16 protein-coding genes are annotated in these 16,837 nt (G+C 52.3%); 14 read left to right on the forward strand and 2 right to left on the reverse strand.

Annotated elements, in window-relative coordinates; genetic code table 11:
* The first annotated feature begins 435 nt into the window (after positions 1-435).
* The 3 genes from ACTQ1O_RS08215 to ACTQ1O_RS08225 all read left to right on the forward strand — a co-directional run bounded on the left by ACTQ1O_RS08215 (position 436) and on the right by ACTQ1O_RS08225 (position 4,195).
* On the forward strand, positions 436-1,029 hold the full coding sequence (locus ACTQ1O_RS08215; RefSeq protein WP_441486861.1) for an anthranilate synthase component II: 594 nt from the start codon (positions 436-438) through the stop codon (positions 1,027-1,029).
* 175 nt (positions 1,030-1,204) lie between these two features.
* Positions 1,205-2,869: an aminodeoxychorismate synthase component I gene (gene pabB / locus ACTQ1O_RS08220; RefSeq protein WP_441486862.1), complete on the forward strand. Its 1,665-nt coding sequence runs from the start codon at positions 1,205-1,207 to the stop codon at positions 2,867-2,869.
* A gap of 417 nt (positions 2,870-3,286) precedes the next feature.
* Positions 3,287-4,195 (forward strand): aminotransferase class IV, encoded by a 909-nt coding sequence (locus tag ACTQ1O_RS08225; protein WP_441486863.1) that lies wholly within the window; start codon positions 3,287-3,289, stop codon positions 4,193-4,195.
* Positions 4,196-4,244: 49 nt separating this feature from the next.
* On the opposite strand, the gene ACTQ1O_RS08230 is transcribed toward ACTQ1O_RS08225, so the two are convergent.
* On the reverse strand, positions 4,245-5,627 hold the full coding sequence (locus ACTQ1O_RS08230; protein WP_441486864.1) for an MATE family efflux transporter: 1,383 nt from the start codon (positions 5,625-5,627) through the stop codon (positions 4,245-4,247).
* A gap of 373 nt (positions 5,628-6,000) precedes the next feature.
* On the opposite strand from ACTQ1O_RS08230, the gene eutH reads away from it, so the two are divergent.
* The 6 genes from eutH to ACTQ1O_RS08260 all read left to right on the forward strand — a co-directional run bounded on the left by eutH (position 6,001) and on the right by ACTQ1O_RS08260 (position 10,123).
* A complete protein-coding gene (eutH, locus tag ACTQ1O_RS08235; RefSeq protein ID WP_441486865.1) occupies positions 6,001-6,483 on the forward strand; it encodes an ethanolamine utilization protein EutH in 483 nt (160 codons plus the stop codon).
* 47 nt (positions 6,484-6,530) lie between these two features.
* Positions 6,531-6,893, forward strand: coding sequence for a BMC domain-containing protein (locus ACTQ1O_RS08240; protein WP_441099459.1), 363 nt, complete (start codon positions 6,531-6,533; stop codon positions 6,891-6,893).
* 8 nt (positions 6,894-6,901) lie between these two features.
* Positions 6,902-7,330 carry a BMC domain-containing protein gene (locus ACTQ1O_RS08245; protein WP_441486866.1) on the forward strand — a complete coding sequence of 143 codons (429 nt, stop codon included), beginning with the start codon at positions 6,902-6,904 and terminating at the stop codon, positions 7,328-7,330.
* Between the two features lie 4 nt (positions 7,331-7,334).
* On the forward strand, positions 7,335-7,826 hold the full coding sequence (locus tag ACTQ1O_RS08250) for a EutP/PduV family microcompartment system protein (RefSeq protein ID WP_441486867.1): 492 nt from the start codon (positions 7,335-7,337) through the stop codon (positions 7,824-7,826).
* Positions 7,827-8,193: 367 nt separating this feature from the next.
* The gene (locus ACTQ1O_RS08255) at positions 8,194-9,633 is read left to right on the forward strand and encodes a hypothetical protein (RefSeq protein WP_441486868.1); all 1,440 of its coding nucleotides are present in this window, start codon (positions 8,194-8,196) and stop codon (positions 9,631-9,633) included.
* A gap of 253 nt (positions 9,634-9,886) precedes the next feature.
* Positions 9,887-10,123 carry a glutaredoxin family protein gene (locus tag ACTQ1O_RS08260; protein WP_441099463.1) on the forward strand — a complete coding sequence of 79 codons (237 nt, stop codon included), beginning with the start codon at positions 9,887-9,889 and terminating at the stop codon, positions 10,121-10,123.
* Between the two features lie 253 nt (positions 10,124-10,376).
* Here ACTQ1O_RS08260 and ACTQ1O_RS08265 read toward each other — a convergent pair whose 3' ends face one another.
* On the reverse strand, positions 10,377-11,579 hold the full coding sequence (locus tag ACTQ1O_RS08265; RefSeq protein ID WP_441486869.1) for a cation:proton antiporter: 1,203 nt from the start codon (positions 11,577-11,579) through the stop codon (positions 10,377-10,379).
* A gap of 422 nt (positions 11,580-12,001) precedes the next feature.
* On the opposite strand from ACTQ1O_RS08265, the gene ACTQ1O_RS08270 reads away from it, so the two are divergent.
* The 5 genes from ACTQ1O_RS08270 (at position 12,002) to ACTQ1O_RS08290 (ending at position 16,729) form a co-directional block, all read left to right on the forward strand.
* A complete protein-coding gene (locus tag ACTQ1O_RS08270; protein WP_441486905.1) occupies positions 12,002-13,339 on the forward strand; it encodes a TrkH family potassium uptake protein in 1,338 nt (445 codons plus the stop codon).
* 39 nt (positions 13,340-13,378) lie between these two features.
* Positions 13,379-14,026, forward strand: coding sequence for a potassium channel family protein (locus tag ACTQ1O_RS08275; RefSeq protein WP_441486870.1), 648 nt, complete (start codon positions 13,379-13,381; stop codon positions 14,024-14,026).
* 215 nt (positions 14,027-14,241) lie between these two features.
* The gene (locus ACTQ1O_RS08280) at positions 14,242-14,364 is read left to right on the forward strand and encodes a hypothetical protein (RefSeq protein ID WP_441486871.1); all 123 of its coding nucleotides are present in this window, start codon (positions 14,242-14,244) and stop codon (positions 14,362-14,364) included.
* A 30-nt stretch (positions 14,365-14,394) separates the two neighbouring features.
* Positions 14,395-16,005: a sensor histidine kinase gene (locus tag ACTQ1O_RS08285; RefSeq protein ID WP_441486872.1), complete on the forward strand. Its 1,611-nt coding sequence runs from the start codon at positions 14,395-14,397 to the stop codon at positions 16,003-16,005.
* On the forward strand, positions 15,998-16,729 hold the full coding sequence (locus ACTQ1O_RS08290; protein WP_441486873.1) for a response regulator: 732 nt from the start codon (positions 15,998-16,000) through the stop codon (positions 16,727-16,729). Before ACTQ1O_RS08285 ends, ACTQ1O_RS08290 begins: the two co-directional genes overlap by 8 nt.
* The last annotated feature ends 108 nt before the right edge of the window (positions 16,730-16,837 follow it).

The raw sequence follows: 16,837 nt of genomic DNA on the forward strand, positions 1-16,837 counted from the left end.
TTCTTGGCCCACGGGGAGCTTGCTCAGCAGTGGGCAAGAACATTAGCGACGACAACAGGTATGAGCACAAAGTGACGCGCAAGCGGCACGAAAGTGCTCATGCCTGTTAGCGGCACGAAAGCTGCGAAGCAGCGAAGTGACGCGGGGACTTATACGGCAGGTCCAGTCCAGTGGCAATGTTCTTGGCCCACGGGGAGCCTGCTCAGCAGTGGGCAAGAACATTAGCGACGACAACAGGTATGAGCACAAAGTGACGCGCAAGCGGCACGAAAGTGCTCATGCCTGTTAGCGGCACGAAAGCTGCGAAGCAGCGAAGTGACGCGGGGACTTATACGGCAGGTCCAGTCCAGTGGCAATGTTCTTGGCCCACGGGGAGCCTGCTCACCAGAGGGCCAAGAACATTCGCGAAGCACACAGGATTTGAGGGGGACAAAAATGCTTGCAATGATTGATAACTTTGATTCCTACACATACAACCTGGTAAGTTATTTCCGGGAGCTCGGGGAGGCGGTGACGGTGATCCGGAGAGACCGGATTTCCCCGGATCGCATCGGGAGGATGAAGGATCTGGAGGGAATTGTCATTTCGCCGGGACCGGGATCTCCTTCCGAAGAGGACCCTTCGGTGGCGGTGATCCGGACATTTCAGGACAGAGTGCCGATACTCGGAGTCTGCCTGGGGCATCAGATCATTGGATTTACTTACGGAGCAGAGATCCGGCGCGGGAGAGCGCCGATGCATGGCAAGGTTCTTCCTGCATACAATAACGGGACGGGATTGTTTTCGGGTCTGCCGGATGAATTTGCGGTGACGCGTTATCATTCACTGATTGTGTCCGGAGAAAATCTCCCGCCAGTGCTTGCGGTTGACGCGGTGGACGGGGAAGGAATAATTATGGCAATGCATCACAAATACTGCCCGGTTTACGGTGTTCAGTTTCACCCCGAGGCGGTTCTGACGGCCTACGGTCATGAGCTGCTGGAAAATTTTCTTCGAATATGCAGGGACTGCAGGACGAGCAGGGGATAAAAGCGGACGGGAACTTTGCCGGCAGTGATGAGGGAAATGGAAGAATGAAAGGAGAAGAAATTAACTACCGTTGTGTTGAGGAGAGAAGCAAGGCAGAATTCGTGAATAGACGATGTAAGCTGAGAGATAATACGGCAGGGCGTATGACAGACGAGAAAGCGAACGGGAGAATGCAATGAGACGGATAATAACGGAAGAGTGGTGTGGAGAAGGGATGACGCTGGAACGGCTTGCTGATGTCATCCGGAGAGATGGCATCAGCGGATCGGACTGGGCATTTCTGGATTCCTCGCTGAAAGGACCGGACGGAAGATATTCGATCCTTGGCCTGTATCCTTATCTTGAGGCGGAGGAAAGAGAAGGGGAGCTCTTTGTGAATGGAGATAGGCGGCCGGGGGATCTGCTGGATTTTTTGAAGGATTATATCGAGAATAACCGGGATAGACAGAACAGGGAATCCGGGATCGGCGGGGAGCGGAAGGCTGCCGGCTGCGGAACAAGTGGTGAGCAAAAGGAAGCCGGCTGCGAAAGAGGCGGGGAGCGGAAGCTTGCAGGCTGTGAATCCGGCAGTGAGCGGAAGAAGGATGAGAGAGGAACCGATTCGAAGCGGCGAGATGGCGGACCGGTCATGACCACAGGGGCCATTGGCTGGTTAAGTTATGATTACGGAAGGAAAAGGGCGGAGATACCGGGACGGCATGAAAACGATGATTTTTCCGTTGACGGAGGTCTGCCCGACGGGAGATTTGTCTTTTATGATCTGTATCTGGTTGAAGATCTTCTGGAGAACAGAATCTGGATCTGCACCGGGGAAAATCTGGCCGGAATTGGTGATTATCGGGAGAAAGTCCGGATGTGGGTCGGGGAAACAGCGTGCGTTTGTGCGGAGAACGTTACGAATGACAAACGGATTGTGCGGAATGAGCCGGACAGGATGGAGGAGAGGGAAAAAGCGGTCATAACCGGTGATTCGGAAAGGACGGATGCCGGAGAAGACACCGGAGAAGTGATTTTTTCCTCTGATTACGGAGAAGAGGATTACGAAGAGACAATCCGTAGGCTGATCGAGTATATGAGGGCAGGAGATATCTACGTCATGAATATGACTCGCAGGATTACAGCGGAACACATCGGGGATCCGTATCAGATGTTCCGGTATCTGCGGAAGCATAATCCGTCGCCGTTCGGCGCATTCCTGTCCTTCGGAGAGTATGAGATTGTGTGCGCCTCCCCGGAGCGCTTCCTGCGGGTTCGGGATGGAGCCGTGGAGACCAGTCCGATCAAGGGAACGCGGAAAAGAGGGGATACGCCTGAGGAGGATCAGAGACTGAGGGAGGAGCTTGCGGAGTCGGAGAAGGACAAAAGTGAGCTGCTGATGATCGTGGATCTGGAGCGGAATGACCTGAACCGGGTGTGTGTGCCGGGATCTGTGAAGGTGCCGCGCATGTATTACATCGAAAGCTTCGCAACGGTGCATCATCTTATCTCGGATGTAACGGGGAGGCTGAGACCGGATTGCAGCGCGGTGGATCTGCTCGATGCGGCTTTTCCGGGCGGGTCAATCACAGGCGCACCGAAGCGTCGTGCGATGGAAATCATCGATGAACAGGAGAACAGCAGCAGGGGACTGTATACAGGAGTCATCGGCTATCTGGGATTGGACGGGAACTGTGATTTTAATATCGTGATCCGGACGGCGGTCTGTCGAAATGGCTGCTGCAGCATCGGAGTCGGCGGGGGAATTACCGTGGATTCGGATCCGGAATTCGAATATGAGGAGACAAATCAGAAAGCGGCGGCACTGCTCGAGGCGATTCGTGCGGTAAACCACATGCTGTAAACAGAGTCACAGACTGTATAAGTCCCCGCGTCACTTCGCTGCTTCGCAGCTTCCGTGCCGCTAACAGGTGACCGACTTCGTCGGTCTGTCGCGGCGTTCGCCCCACCGCTTCACACTTTGTGTGAGCGGATGTGGCTCACTGCCCGCGCATATGAGCATTCCCACGTTGCTTTGCACCGCTCCATGCTCATACCTGTTGTCGTCGCTAATGTTCTTGCCCACTGGTGAGCAAGCTCCCCGTGGGCCAAGAACATTGCGACTGGACTTATACAGTAAAAGAATGAGAGAATAAGGGAATAAGATAGCAGGCGGCGCTGCCTGAGGCGGTCTGCGCGGCAACAGGAGAGCAGGAAGAGCTCTGGACGGGGAGAAATGCGGTACAGTTCAGACAGAAAGAATCGGAAACAGAGGTGTGAGATGGAAGAGATCAGATGTAAGGTGGATGACGGCTTTTTCTTCGGAATGGGATTATTCGAGACAATTGCAATAATCCATGGGACGGCAATGCTGGAGGATCTGCATATCCGCAGGCTGGCAGGCGGACTTCGTGACCTGCATATTGAAAACAGAGCGTATCTGAAATGGAAGGAAGAGCGTGGAAGAGGGGAAGAACGTGGCAGCGGGGAATGGTGCGGAAACGGCGAAAAAAGTGGGATGGAAGCCTGGCTGACGGAGGTGCTGCACGAATATCTGTCGGGACTTGAGAAAGGGCGGATATGGGAAAGAGGGGTGCTGAAAATTACTGTGACGGAGGAGAATCTGCTGTTCAGCACCCGGGAGAATCCCTATACGGACCGGCAGTTCCGGGAGGGACTCCGGCTGCGTTTCAGCCCGGTTTTCCGAAATGAGACCTCGCCATTCACCTACTATAAGACATTGAATTGCGGGGACAATATTCTGGTACACCGGCAGATCCGGAAGATGGGATATGATGAAGCAGTTTTTTTGAATACAAAGGGCGAGATCTGCGAGGGATCCGTAAGCAATGTTTTTTTTACGAGGGGAAATGAAGTAGTGACTCCGCCGGTAATAAGCGGGCTTTTGAAGGGAACGATACGGAGCTATCTGCTTGATCCGGGGAAAAAATGGACGCTGGGTCCGAAGGAAGGGGACTGTCTGGAATTCCGGGAACAGGTGGTGCGGACGGAAGATCTGAAAAAATTCACCGGCATGTTCATCACCAATTCTCTGATGGGAATCATGCCGGTGCAGTCTCTTGGAAGATTTCGTTTTCCGGACAGGAAAGCCGCTGAAGTACTGCGTGCTTTCTTCCTCCGGGATATAGAAACAGTGAGCCGCGAAATGGAAGCGGTCAGCCGCGAATAGGAAGCGATCAGCCGCGAAATGGAAGCGGACAGACAGGATAAGGAAACAGTCAGTCGTAAAGATTCAGTTTCTTCATGATCAGAATTGATATATACAGGGCTGCGGCCGTCAGAAGCCAGGAGACCGGCCAGACGAGGCAGAGGACTTCGTAAACCGGGTGGCGTGCGAAAACGGTAAACAGCCAGATCAGCCGGAACAGGATGGTGCCGCACAGAATCTCGACGGAGGGGAGCAGAGAATGACCTCTTCCGCGGAGAACGGCTGCAGGAATCTCATACAGGGTGACGAGGTACTCCCAGAGGAGAACCAGGCGGTTCCGGCGGATGGCGTACATCAGGACGGCCTCTTTTGAGGAGAAAATCCGCATGAAGAAGGTCCCGGAGAGCGCGATCGGAACGCTGAGCACGGCGCCGGCCAGGGCTCCGAAGATGAGACAGTACAGGAAAATCTTCCCGCAGCGTTTCTTCTGTCCGGCGGCGTGGTTCTGGCTGATGAAGGTGGTGGCGGCCTGCGTGAAGGCGGCTACGGCAAAGTATCCGAAGTACTCAAAGTTCAGGGCGGCGGCGCTTCCTGCGATGGCGTCGGATCCGAAGCCATTGATGGCAGCCTGGATAAATACATTTGAGACGCAGAATACTGCCTCCTGTATACCTGCCGGCAGGCCGATGGCCAGGAGTCGCTTTACATTTTCTCCCTTCAGCCGGAGATTGCGCAGGGAAAGATGGAATTCATCGGTTTCCTTCATCAGGAAGGAAACCGTGAGGGCGGCACTCAGGGCATTGGAGATGTCCGTCGCGAGAGCGACACCGGTTACATTTAAGCGGCACACAATAACAAAGAAAAGATTCAGTATGACATTCAGTATTCCCGCGGAAATCAGAGCATAAAGGGGTCTTCTGGTGTCACCCTTAGCCCGCAGAATGGCGCTTGCGAAGTTGTAAATCACAATGAACGGACTTCCGAGCATGTAGATCTGAAGATAGCGGACGCCGAGATCGAGGATATTGTCCGGAGTGGATATCAGGATCAGGAGCGGCCGGGCGGCCACGAGTCCGCAGATCATCAGGATGACGCCGACAATGAGACTGAAGAGCATGGAAGTGTGAATAGCCGCCGGAATTTCTTTCCGGCGGTTCATTCCGATGTATCGGGCGATCAGGACATTGACGCCGACGGAGAGACCGGTGATCAGGCCGAGGATGATGCCGATGGGTTCCGCGTTGAGACCGACGGCAGCCAGTGCTTCAGGAGAGGAAAACTGTCCGATGACCGCGGAATCCGCGGAATTGAAGAGCTGCTGCAGAATGCTCGCAGCAGCGATCGGGAGCGCGAAGAGCATGATTTTCCCTGCCAGGCCGCCGTGGATCATATCGATCTCGTTTCTGGCGGTTCTTTTGTTTTGGGTAATTGCTTTGGAATCAGATGATGACATTTATGAAAAAACCTCGTTGTTAATATTTTTGTGCTGCATCATTGCTGCCACATCTTTGACGCAGCATGAGTGATAAACCTTCTGTTTTGCCGTAGCTTTATCTTGAAGCGAATCGTCGCTGTTTTGTGAAGTAAATCATTGCTGTTTGGTGAGGAGAATCTTCACCGTCTTTAACAGAAGATGTGAGCGTATACGTGTATTTCTGTACATCTTATCTTATCAGGACCGCGATTTAATAACCAGTGCTGTTTGGACGAATATCCGGCAAAATATACAAAATTAGGTGATAAAATTATACAAAATGCAATGCTTGACAAAAACTTATCAATGTAATAAACCCATCTTCAACAGTTGAAGATCCGATCCCCTGGCAATGCAGCTGGCGGGAGATGAAGCAATCGGAAAATTCGCCGGCTTGATACTGGGAACTATGATGGGACCTACGATTGTATTTACAATTCCGGTCGCACTTGGTATCATTGATAAGAAGGACAGAGGTTACCTCGGAGCAGGTGTGCTCGCAGGTATGATCACTATTCCGATTGGCTGCATCGTCGGCGGTCTGTGGTTCCATCCCGGTCGTATGATCCGCGGATTCAACCGCTTCGGGATCGGCGTTACCGTCGTGATCGCTGCCCTGACTGCAATTGCTGTATTTGAGCAGATCACTGGTATTATGTTCCCGCTGTTTGATAGATGGCAATACCGGGGACATGCCGCTACGCATATTTTGTGTATCCTGCAAACTGGGCGGATCTTGCGTGAAGCAGCGCAGCAGGTATATAACATAATGGATGACTGTGATCAGGCTGCGCTCACGCGCAGTCTGAATCACTATCGAAAAGATGAAGGCTGACGGCAAAACCGGGGCGCGTTTTATCTCGATAATGTTGGAGGAAACAGATGGACAACCGTGATGAACAGATTCGAATTGTACAGGAGACAGTGGCTGGCAAGGAAATTACCCTTGCGCACATTATGGGCAGCCCTTCCCCGATCATATATCAGAAGCTTGGCATGAATCCGGCCATTAACTACAGCTCATCAGCGATCGGCATCATGAATATGACGCCGCCGGAGTCTGCAGTCATTGCGTCTGATATTGCTGTCAAAAGCGGCGATGTCTATCTGGGCTTTGCAGACCGTTTCACGGGGACACTGATCGTGTCGGGCGATATTGCGGGTGTTACAGCCGCGATCACGGCTGTCGTTGATTATTTTCGTGATGAGCTGCATTATGTCGTCTGCCCAGTCACGAAACGATAGGAGTGTCTATGGCTGACAGAATGACGGCTGAAGAACTCCTGAAGTGGATCAGCAGCCAGAAAAGAAGAGACAAAAACAAACAGCTGAGGATTGTGCGCGTACGGACTCCGGGCAGAGACATGACGATGGCACATGTGATCGGAACATCTGTGCGTGAGGTCTATCGGAATCTCGGGCTGCACATCGGTGTGCACGCCGGTGAAGATCACACGGGAGAGACCATCGGTATCATGAAGTTTACACCCTGGGAATGCACGGTTCCGGCCGCGGATATTTCACTGAAATCGGCGCAAGTGGAAATCGGTTTTATGGACCGGTTTAACGGTACCGTGATTATACTGGGCAGCAGGGAGGAAGTACGGACGGCACTCGAGAACGTCCGTTCTTTTTTCAGGGATGATCTGCATTTTCACGTCTGTGATATAGAGGAAAGCTGAAGCAATGAGAAAACTGTTTCTGATGGGCCGCAGTGAGGCCGGGAAGACAACGCTCTCCCAGGTTCTGAAGGGAGAGGAGATTGTATATAAGAAGACGCAGTACACATATGCCGGCGATTCTGTAATCGATACGCCGGGCGAATACGCGGAATCGAAGGAAGTCGGCGTCGGACTGGCCTGCTTCTCCTTCGAGGCGGATGTCGTCGCGATTGTAGTGGCCGCGGATGAACCGTTCTCGCTTTTTACGCCGAATTGCAATGCATTTCTGAACAGGCCTCTCATCGGGATCATCACGAAGATCGACTCTCCGTACGCAAATGTGCCGATGGTGAGGCAGTGGCTTCAGAATTGCTGCTGTGAGAAAATTTTCTGCATCAACAACATGAACGGTGACGGGCTGAAGGAGCTTAAGGAGTATTTAAGTCTGCCGGTCAGGAAGATGAGTCTGGATGAGGCCATGGACAAACAGAGAAGAGGGCTGGCTGATTGGGAATGAAATCAGGGCTGTAAGGTGTAGGATAGGTGTTGCAGGATTCAGCAGACGTTTTCCGTGAGGGAGACGCCTTTTTTATTTACGCGAACAGTGAGCCGCAGCCGAATGCGAAGTATTCGTGTGCGGCGAGCGTCGCGATAGCGAGATAAAACTCGCGCAGCGTGTTTTATCTCGTTTATGTAGAAAGAAAATCCCGCAGTGATGCACTGACATGTGCAGGAGTTTAGGATCTGTGCTTCGCCTGCACCTCTCGAACGGAGCTGCGAAATTGCAGGTATACGGAGGGCAGAGGCAAAGCGGTGTTTGCTTTTTAGAAATGTTTGTATTATCCTCAATTTATATCATGTGCATGGGAAGAGGGTGAGAAACAGTGACTGCAGAATCAGACAGAAGCGAAGAGCATGCTTTGACGCTTCAGGAGCTGGCGGAGCATTTCTATTATCAAGACATCAAAGGACATGATAAGTCCGGGCAGGAAGAAAATGAAGAAATTCAGCAGTCAGACGCGAGGTACCGGGGCGTACCGGTCAAGATGCTGTATTTTCCCAAGTTATTCACAGAGGAGGGCTTTCTGAAGATCCGTGAGGCAGGAGAGACGGCCTGGAAGATCCTGGTGAAGGTGATCAGGGAATACCTCGATGATCCGGATTACCGGAAGCTTTTCGGCTTTCCGAAGGAGCTGGAGGAAATGATCTGCAGGAGACCGGAGTATTCCGTTCTGCTCCCGGTGTGCAGACTGGATATGTTTTTTGACGAGAAGACGGGGGACTTTAAGTTCTGCGAGTTCAACGCGGATGGCAGCAGCGCGATGAACGAAAACCGGATTATGACAGAGGCTTACCGCAAAACCCTGATGTACCGGTGCTTTTCGGAGAAGTACGAGCAGCAGGAGTTTGAGCTTTTTGATTCATGGGCACAGGTGTTCCTCGATCTGGTGAAGGAGACGGGACGTTATCCGGAGCATCCGCAGGTGGCCATTGTGGATTTCCTTGAAAAAAGCATTGCTTCGGCGGAGCTGGAGCGATTTGCCGAAGCCTTCCGCAAGAGAGGCAGCCGCTCATGTGTGGCGGAGATTCGCAGCCTTACCTATGACGGCGAGCACCTGTATACGCCGGAGGGATTTCGCGTGGACGCGATTTACCGGCGGGCGGTGACGAGTGATATCCTGGAGCATCGGGAGGAGATCCGGCCGTTTCTGGATGCGGTGAGGGACCGCAGAGTCTGTCTGATCGGTGACTTCTGCACGCAGGTCGTTCACGACAAGATCCTGTTCAAGGTTCTCCATCTCGACCGCACAAAAGCGTTCCTGACGGAGGAGGAGAACCGGTATGTCGAAGAGCATATTCCGTACACGGCAGATCTCGTACCAGAGCTTCTGCATGTGGAAAAATTCCTGCATACGACGTGGTCAGATGAGGGCGGAAGACGCCGCAGATGGATTCTGAAGCCGGAGGATTCCTACGGCGCGCACGGAATTTATTACAGCGGCAATTTTACGGATGAACAGTGGCAGAAATTGCTGAGGGACCGCGCAGGAAAAGGGTATGTGATTCAGGAGTATGTGAGCCCGTACCGGACGCTGAATGCAGACTACACGGATACAGATTACACGGACAATCCCTGGCAGGAGCAGGCGAAAGGGCAGAAGAGCCCGCGGGTGCACAGCTTCGCGAACATGACGGGGATGTACCTGTATGCGGGACACCTCGCCGGTATCTATTCCAGGCTCTCTCCGCTGAATATTATTTCGGTAGAGGGAGACGAGCATGAGATGGTCTCTATGATTGCGCGAAGAAAAAATGGTCAGTGAGAGTTTGGATCAGGAAGACAGCAGCGGTTACGCAGTGATTATGCGCAGGGAAAATGCCCGGTGCGTGTGGGGATCAGAAGGCAGCAGCGGTTATGCAGTGATTATGCGCAGGGGAAATGCCCGGTGAAAGTTTGGAGCAGGAAGACGGCAGCGGCGATTCTGTGATTGGCCACTGGAAAAATGGACAGGAATGTGTAAGACTGGAGATGCAGGAAAAAGAGGACAACAGAAAACAACAGAAGGGAGAGAAAGGATGGTACTTGAACTTTACAAGAAGGATACCTGCCCGTACTGTCAGAGAGTGATGGGATGGATCCGCGAAAACGGAAGAACTGATGTGGTCTACAGGGATATCCTGGAGGATCCGGAGAACCATGCGCGTCTCATACGCGACGGCGGCATGGATCAGGTTCCGTGCCTGTTCATCGATGGAAAACCGCTGTATGAGAGCATGGACATCATTCAGTATCTGGCGGATCATCCGATGTAAGGCAGAAAGGCAAAAAGGTTATTATTTATGAAACGGTAAAAACAGCCCTTACCGCAGGGGGAAACATTGTTCCCCTGTGATATGGGCTGTTTTTTTACGCGAACAGTGAGCCGCAGCCGAATGCGAAGTATTCGTGTGCGGCGAGCGTCGCGATAGCGAGATAAAACTCGCGCAGCGTGTTTTATCTCGTTGAGCCGTTTATTCAGATTGTTTTTCCGGAAACCTTCGCCCGCCTGATTTTCAGAGTGCGTTTTCAGGCGGTCTTTTCCGGCTGTGGAGTCTCTGTCTTTTCGGATTTTGCGTACAGCGCCTTCAGAGCGATCGGAGTGATGATCGAACTGATGATGATCAGAAGGATGACCGAGGTAAAATAGCGGCTGTCCATCATTCCTGCCTTGAGACCTCGCTGCGCGACGATCAGGGCGACCTCGCCGCGGGTCATCATGCCTACGCCGATCTTCAGGCTGTCCGGGCCGCTGAATCCGCAGACCCGCGCGATGGCGCCGCAGCCGATGATCTTTCCTACCAGACCGACCACTACAAATGCGGCGGAGAACAGGAGGATGGTGGTGTCCAGCTGTCTCAGATTGGTCTGAAGACCTATGCTTGCGAAGAAAACCGGTCCGAAGATCATATAGGAATTGATGTCCATCTTCCGTCCGATATATTCCGCGTCATTCAGAGAACAGAGAATGACACCTGCGCAGTATGCGCCGGTGATGTCGGCCACGCCGAAGTATTTGTCGGCAACATAGGAGAGTGCAAAGGCGAGGGCGAGTCCGATGATCGGAATCCGGCGGGTGTGCGGGTACCGGCTGTCGATTTTTTTCATGAGCTGGTAAACGAGATACCCAGCGATCAGGGCAAACACAAAGAACAGAAGTGTCTTCAGTGCAACGAGTCCGATATTTGCCTTCGGGTTCTTGAGACTGATAACAGCGGTGAGGACGAGGATACCGATGACGTCATCGATGATCGCCGCGCTCATGATCGTGGTTCCGACTTCGGTTGAAAGCTTGCCGAGCTCCCGCAGCGCCTGTACCGTAATGCTGACAGAGGTCGCGGCAAGAATCGTTCCGATGAACAGGCCGCGGGTGAAGTTCTCGGTGCCCGGTGCGGAAAAACCGTAGAAGCACATGAAGAGAAGGGTTCCGAGTGCCATTGGAACTGCGACTCCGGCACAGGCGATGAGGGTCGCTTTTATGCCGGATTTCTTCAGCTGATCGAGGTCGGTCTCGAGGCCGGCGTTGAACATCAGAAGGATGACGCCGATTTCAGCCATTCCGGTTAGGAAATCATTGGTCTGAACGATATTGAAGACACTTGGCCCGATGAGAAGACCGGCGATGATCTCGCCCGCGACCTGAGGCGCCTTGAGTTTTCGTGCAATGAGGCCCAGAAACTTGGCTGCGATAATAATAATAGCTATGTCCTTTAAAATACTTAGCGTATCCATTTAAACACCCCAACTCCTAATAATATTTTATAAAATTGATAAAAATTTCACACTTTATTATACAACAAATAAAACGTCTTCGCAGTATTTTTTTTAAAGCCGTCTGAGCACGTGTTTTTACAAAGCCGTCTGAGCACGTGTTATCTTAATAAAATCTTAATACCAGACCGGCAACATTAACACTGTCTTTATGATAATTTCCGGATAATATAAATATAAAAAGGTTAATGTGATGTCTTTGCTTATCCTGATAATCCTGATAAAGAGATAATGCAATGCCATGCGATTCCGGATCGGATAAGAGATAATACAATGCCATGTGATTTCGGATCGGGTAAGAGATAATACAATGCCATGTGATTTCGGATCGGATAAGAGATACTGCGATGTCCTTTGATTTTGGAAAAGAGATGCCTGATATGATGAGACAACTAGTAAACAAGCTGGAGCACCTGAAGCCGGTACAGGTGATCATACTCGGATTTCTGATGGTAATCATTGCGGGAACGCTGCTTTTGATGCTTCCTTTTTCCTCGCGTGGCGCAGGATCTGCGGGATTCGCGGATTCGCTGTTTACGGCGGTTTCTGCGGTGTGTGTGACAGGGCTGGTCGTGCAGGACACGGCGACGTTCTGGAGTTTTTTCGGTCAGGCTGTGATTCTGACACTGATTCAGGTAGGCGGTCTTGGTGTATTTACGGTGGCGATCGCACTGGCGCTTGTATCCGGCAAAAAGATTGGTCTGATTCAGAGAAACATCATGCAGGAATCGATCTCCGCTCCGCAGATCAGCGGGATTGTGAAATTTACGAGGTTTATCCTGGAGACCACCTTCGTCTGTGAGGGGATCGGAGCGGCGGTGATGATGCCGGTATTTATCCGTAGATTCGGCGCGGGAAAGGGAATCTGGTACGCGGTTTTTCATTCGGTGTCGGCGTTCTGCAATGCCGGATTTGACCTGATGGGGGAGAGCGGAAAATACGGATCACTGACGCATTTCGCCGCAAATCCGTTGATTAATATCACGATTATGACACTTATTATCGTGGGCGGCATCGGTTTTCTGACGTGGATGGATGTGGCCATCAACGGTTTTCACGTGAAGCGGTTCCGTCTGCAGAGCAAGGTGATTCTGACGATGACGATGACGCTCATACTGGTACCGGCCATTTACTTTTATTTCGGCGAATTTACGGAGGGACCGGCAGGCGAGCGCGTACTGCTTTCGTTTTTTCAGTCTGTGACACCCAGGACCGCCGGGTTCAATACCGCGGATCTGACAAAAATGAGTGAGGCAGGGATCTTCGTTTTAATCATTCTGATGCTGATCGGCGGCTCGCCGGCATCGACGGCGGGAGGAATGAAGACAACGACGGCAGCGGTTCTTCTGGCGTCTGCCGCCGCGGTGTTCCGACAGCGCAAGGACGCGGAAATTTTCGGCAGAAGAATACCACTGGACGCAATCCGGAGTGCCGGCGCCATCCTTCTGCTCTATACCATGCTCTTTGCTCTCGGAGGCATGGTGATCAGCAGGATTGAAGGACTGCCTCTTCTGGACTGCCTGTTTGAGACGGCGTCCGCGATCGGAACGGTGGGTCTGACCATGGGAATCACACCGGGACTGTCGCTGGTATCGAGGGGAATTCTGACTTTCCTGATGTATTTCGGAAGAGTCGGAGGACTGACGCTGATCTTTGCGACAGTGTCAGAGAAGGGAATGAACAACGGGAGACTTCCGGAGGAACGGATCACAGTGGGATGAAGCCCTGCTTTTGGGGAATATGGAGGAGGAGAGATGCAGATGAAGTCAATTTTACTGATCGGACTCGGCCGTTTCGGAAAAAATATCGCGATGAAGCTCCGGGAGATGAATCACGAGGTCATGGCAGTCGACCGCAATGAAAAGCGTGTCAATGAGATCATGCCCTATGTGACCAATGCCAGGATCGGAGACAGCACAGACGAGGAGTTTCTGAAGTCGCTGGGAATCCGGAATTATGATCTGTGCTTTGTGGCGATCGGGGACTGTTTTCAGGATTCCCTGGAGACGACATCACTGGTGAAGGAGCTCGGCGGAAAGCTTGTGGTGGCCAGGGCCGCCAGCGAGGTTCAGGCGAAATTCCTGAAGCGGAACGGGGCAGACGGGGTTGTTTTTCCGGAACAGCAGATTGCGAGATGGGCGGCCATCCGGTACAGCTCGGATCACGTTTTTGATTATTTTGCCATGGATGATGACTGTGCCATCTTCGAGGTGTCCGTTCCCGATAACTGGGTCGGGAAGTCGGTCGGGGAGCTGAATATCCGGAAACGTTACCGGATTAATATCCTTGCCATAAAGGCCGATGAGAGGATTGACATGAATATCACATCCGAGACGGTTCTGACAGCAGAAGAAAATCTTCTGGTGCTCGGGAAGAACAAGGATATGCAGAAATGCTTCCGGATCTGAGAAAGCTGGCGTGACGGCGGGACAGCATATGCGGCTCACGTAAAAACAGGAGGACAGCGGAATTGCAATAACTGCGATACGGCATATGCGGCTCACGTAAAGACAGGAGGACAGCGGAATTGCAATAACTGCGATACGGCATATGGGGCTCATATAAAGACCGACGACAGCGGAGATGCCGGGGAAAGTGAGACAGATCGGAAGGAGGGATCGTTATGAAGATATTGTTATTAATAGCGTTCCTTGCGGTGCTTGCGATTGTGGGTGATCACCTCATATCTTCATTTGACGAACTGATAGAGAAATACTACCATAATAAGAATACGGACAGTAAATGATGATGATTTGGAAGGGGCTGCGGAATCTGTATGGAGAATGGACAGGTCAGGAAAGCCGGAGCAAAGGAGAGAGAAAAAATACCGGTTGAAACCGCGATATCGTCGATAAACGACAGGGTGAGCACGCGGGAAAGAATCCGGGAGATCTTATTTTCTGCCGCGATGCTGGGACTATGCTCCGTGATCTGCTGGTGGTTCAAGCTGTTGAACGGCGTGGAATCAAATATCGTGGTGCTCTATATCTTCTTTGTTTTTCTGATTTCGGTGCGCACGGCAAACTGGATCTACAGTGTCTGTGCTGCCGGCCTAAGCGTCGTGATCTATAATTTTCTGTTTACGGCTCCGGAATTCACGCTTCACGCCTATGACAACCGCTATACTGTTTCCTTCGGTGTGATGCTGCTGATCGCTCTGCTGACCGGTGTAATGGCCGCCAGACTGCGGACGCAGGCGAGGAATTCCGCGCGCATGGCATTTCGGGTCAGTGTTCTGTACGAGACGAATCAGCTGGTGGAAAAGTGCAGGAGTCAGGACGAGATCAAGGAGATCACAGCGAAGCAGCTTGTGAGGCTTCTCCACAGGAATGTGCTTCTGTACAGAGACAGGGGGAGCGTTGACGGGAAACCCGCCATGTTCCTGTCGGACAATTCCGGGGAACCAGGTTTTGCTGCCGAACAAGAGAAGGCTGCGGCAGAACTGGCGTTTGAACATGGCGAAAAAACCGGGAGAGGTACGGATTCTGTTCCGGAAGCGTCCTGTGTGTACCTGACAATCCGCCTGAATCAGACGGTGTACGGCGTCATGGGAATTGATGTCCGGGAAGATGAGCTGGACACCTATGAGGAGAGCATGGTGACGGCGATACTCGGAGAAGCCGCGATTGCTCTGGAGAATAAGCGGAACGAGCAGGAAAAGGAACAGGCAAGGCTGGTGGCGAAAAACGAACAGCTTCGCGCAAATCTTCTGCGCTCGATCTCCCATGACCTGAGGACCCCTCTGACATCGATTTCAGGCACAGCGAGCCTTCTGCTGTCCGATGGGGACAGGCTGGATGATGCATCGAGGAAAAATCTTTATTCCAATATATATGAGGATTCCATGTGGCTGGAGGATCTGGTGGAGAATCTGCTGTCCATTACGCGGCTGAAGGATGATCAGACCAGAATTCATACCTCCGCGGAATTCGTCAGCGAGGTAATTGAAGAGGCGCGGAGGCATTGCAGCCGGAAGCTTTCCGAGCATCGGTTTTCCACAGAGCAGTCGTCGGAGGTGCTGCTTGGAAAAATGGACGCGCACCTGATTATCCAGGTACTGGTCAATCTGGTGAATAACGCCGTGAAGTATACGCCGCCGGGTTCGGAGATCCGGATCTGCACGGAACGGAAGGGGGATATGATTCAGATTTCAGTGGAGGATAACGGGGCTGGTGTGTCTGAGACAGACCGGCCGCATATCTTTGACATGTTCTACAGCGGCAAAAAGACAGTGGCGGACAGCAGCAGAAGTCTCGGCCTCGGTCTTGCCCTTTGCAGGGAAATTGTGCAGGCACACGGCGGGAAGATCTGGTATGAGGAGAATGTTCCGCACGGCAGTATTTTCCGGTTTACAATACCGGCGGAGGAGGTTCGGACGGATGTCTAAGGCAACGATTCTTGTGGTAGAGGATGATCCCTCTGTGCAGAACCTGATTACGACGGCTCTGAAAATGTACGGGTACGATTCGGTGACAGCCGGGAACGGACAGACCGCGGTCATGCAGGCGGCCACCCGCAGCCCGGATGTTATTTTTCTGGATCTGGGACTGCCGGACATGGATGGCGTAGATGTAATCCGAAAAGTGCGGACCTGGTCCGCGCTTCCGATCATTGTGATCAGCGCGAGAAGCGAGGAGACCGACAAGATCGAGGCACTCGACGCGGGGGCGGACGATTATCTGACAAAACCGTTTTCAGTGGAGGAGCTTCTGGCAAGACTGCGCGTCTCACTGAGACGTCTGCCGTTTCTGAAGCAGGCGGCGGAACCGACGCCGGTGTTCACAAACGGGGGACTGGTCATCGATTTTCCGGCGGAGACGGTGACTCTGGACGGAAGGGAGCTCCACCTGACGCCGATTGAATACAAGCTGATCTCTCTGCTCGCGCACAATGAGGGAAAGGTTCTGACCTATTCCTATATCACGAAGGCGATCTGGGGAGAATCCGCGGAGAGCGAAATGGCGTCTCTGCGGGTATTTATGGCAAATCTGCGAAAAAAGCTGGAGGATAAGGAGGGCTCGCAGCATTTTATTCAGACGCACATCGGCATCGGATACCGGATGCTGAAGGCAGAAGAAGACGGAAGGGGAAAGAACCGGCAGACCGGGTAGTTCCGTTGGATAAAAATGAGAAAATATAAAAAAATTACGTGAAAAAACAGAAAATCACAGGACAGTGTCTGGAAAATGAAGTATAGTGTATAGGAAACCGAAAGAACG

The organism is Bilifractor sp. LCP21S3_A7, from assembly GCF_052118825.1.
GTDB lineage: Bacteria > Bacillota > Clostridia > Lachnospirales > Lachnospiraceae > Bilifractor.

Coding starts and splice junctions, on each gene's coding strand:
- ACTQ1O_RS08215 (WP_441486861.1), top strand. CDS start 436: ATGCTTGCAATGATTGATAACTTTGATTCCTACACATACAACCTGGTA.
- pabB (WP_441486862.1), top strand. CDS start 1,205: ATGAGACGGATAATAACGGAAGAGTGGTGTGGAGAAGGGATGACGCTG.
- ACTQ1O_RS08225 (WP_441486863.1), top strand. CDS start 3,287: ATGGAAGAGATCAGATGTAAGGTGGATGACGGCTTTTTCTTCGGAATG.
- ACTQ1O_RS08230 (WP_441486864.1), bottom strand. CDS start 5,627: ATGTCATCATCTGATTCCAAAGCAATTACCCAAAACAAAAGAACCGCC.
- eutH (WP_441486865.1), top strand. CDS start 6,001: ATGCAGCTGGCGGGAGATGAAGCAATCGGAAAATTCGCCGGCTTGATA.
- ACTQ1O_RS08240 (WP_441099459.1), top strand. CDS start 6,531: ATGGACAACCGTGATGAACAGATTCGAATTGTACAGGAGACAGTGGCT.
- ACTQ1O_RS08245 (WP_441486866.1), top strand. CDS start 6,902: ATGGCTGACAGAATGACGGCTGAAGAACTCCTGAAGTGGATCAGCAGC.
- ACTQ1O_RS08250 (WP_441486867.1), top strand. CDS start 7,335: ATGAGAAAACTGTTTCTGATGGGCCGCAGTGAGGCCGGGAAGACAACG.
- ACTQ1O_RS08260 (WP_441099463.1), top strand. CDS start 9,887: ATGGTACTTGAACTTTACAAGAAGGATACCTGCCCGTACTGTCAGAGA.
- ACTQ1O_RS08265 (WP_441486869.1), bottom strand. CDS start 11,579: ATGGATACGCTAAGTATTTTAAAGGACATAGCTATTATTATTATCGCA.
- ACTQ1O_RS08270 (WP_441486905.1), top strand. CDS start 12,002: ATGAGACAACTAGTAAACAAGCTGGAGCACCTGAAGCCGGTACAGGTG.
- ACTQ1O_RS08275 (WP_441486870.1), top strand. CDS start 13,379: ATGAAGTCAATTTTACTGATCGGACTCGGCCGTTTCGGAAAAAATATC.
- ACTQ1O_RS08280 (WP_441486871.1), top strand. CDS start 14,242: ATGAAGATATTGTTATTAATAGCGTTCCTTGCGGTGCTTGCGATTGTG.
- ACTQ1O_RS08285 (WP_441486872.1), top strand. CDS start 14,395: ATGGAGAATGGACAGGTCAGGAAAGCCGGAGCAAAGGAGAGAGAAAAA.
- ACTQ1O_RS08290 (WP_441486873.1), top strand. CDS start 15,998: ATGTCTAAGGCAACGATTCTTGTGGTAGAGGATGATCCCTCTGTGCAG.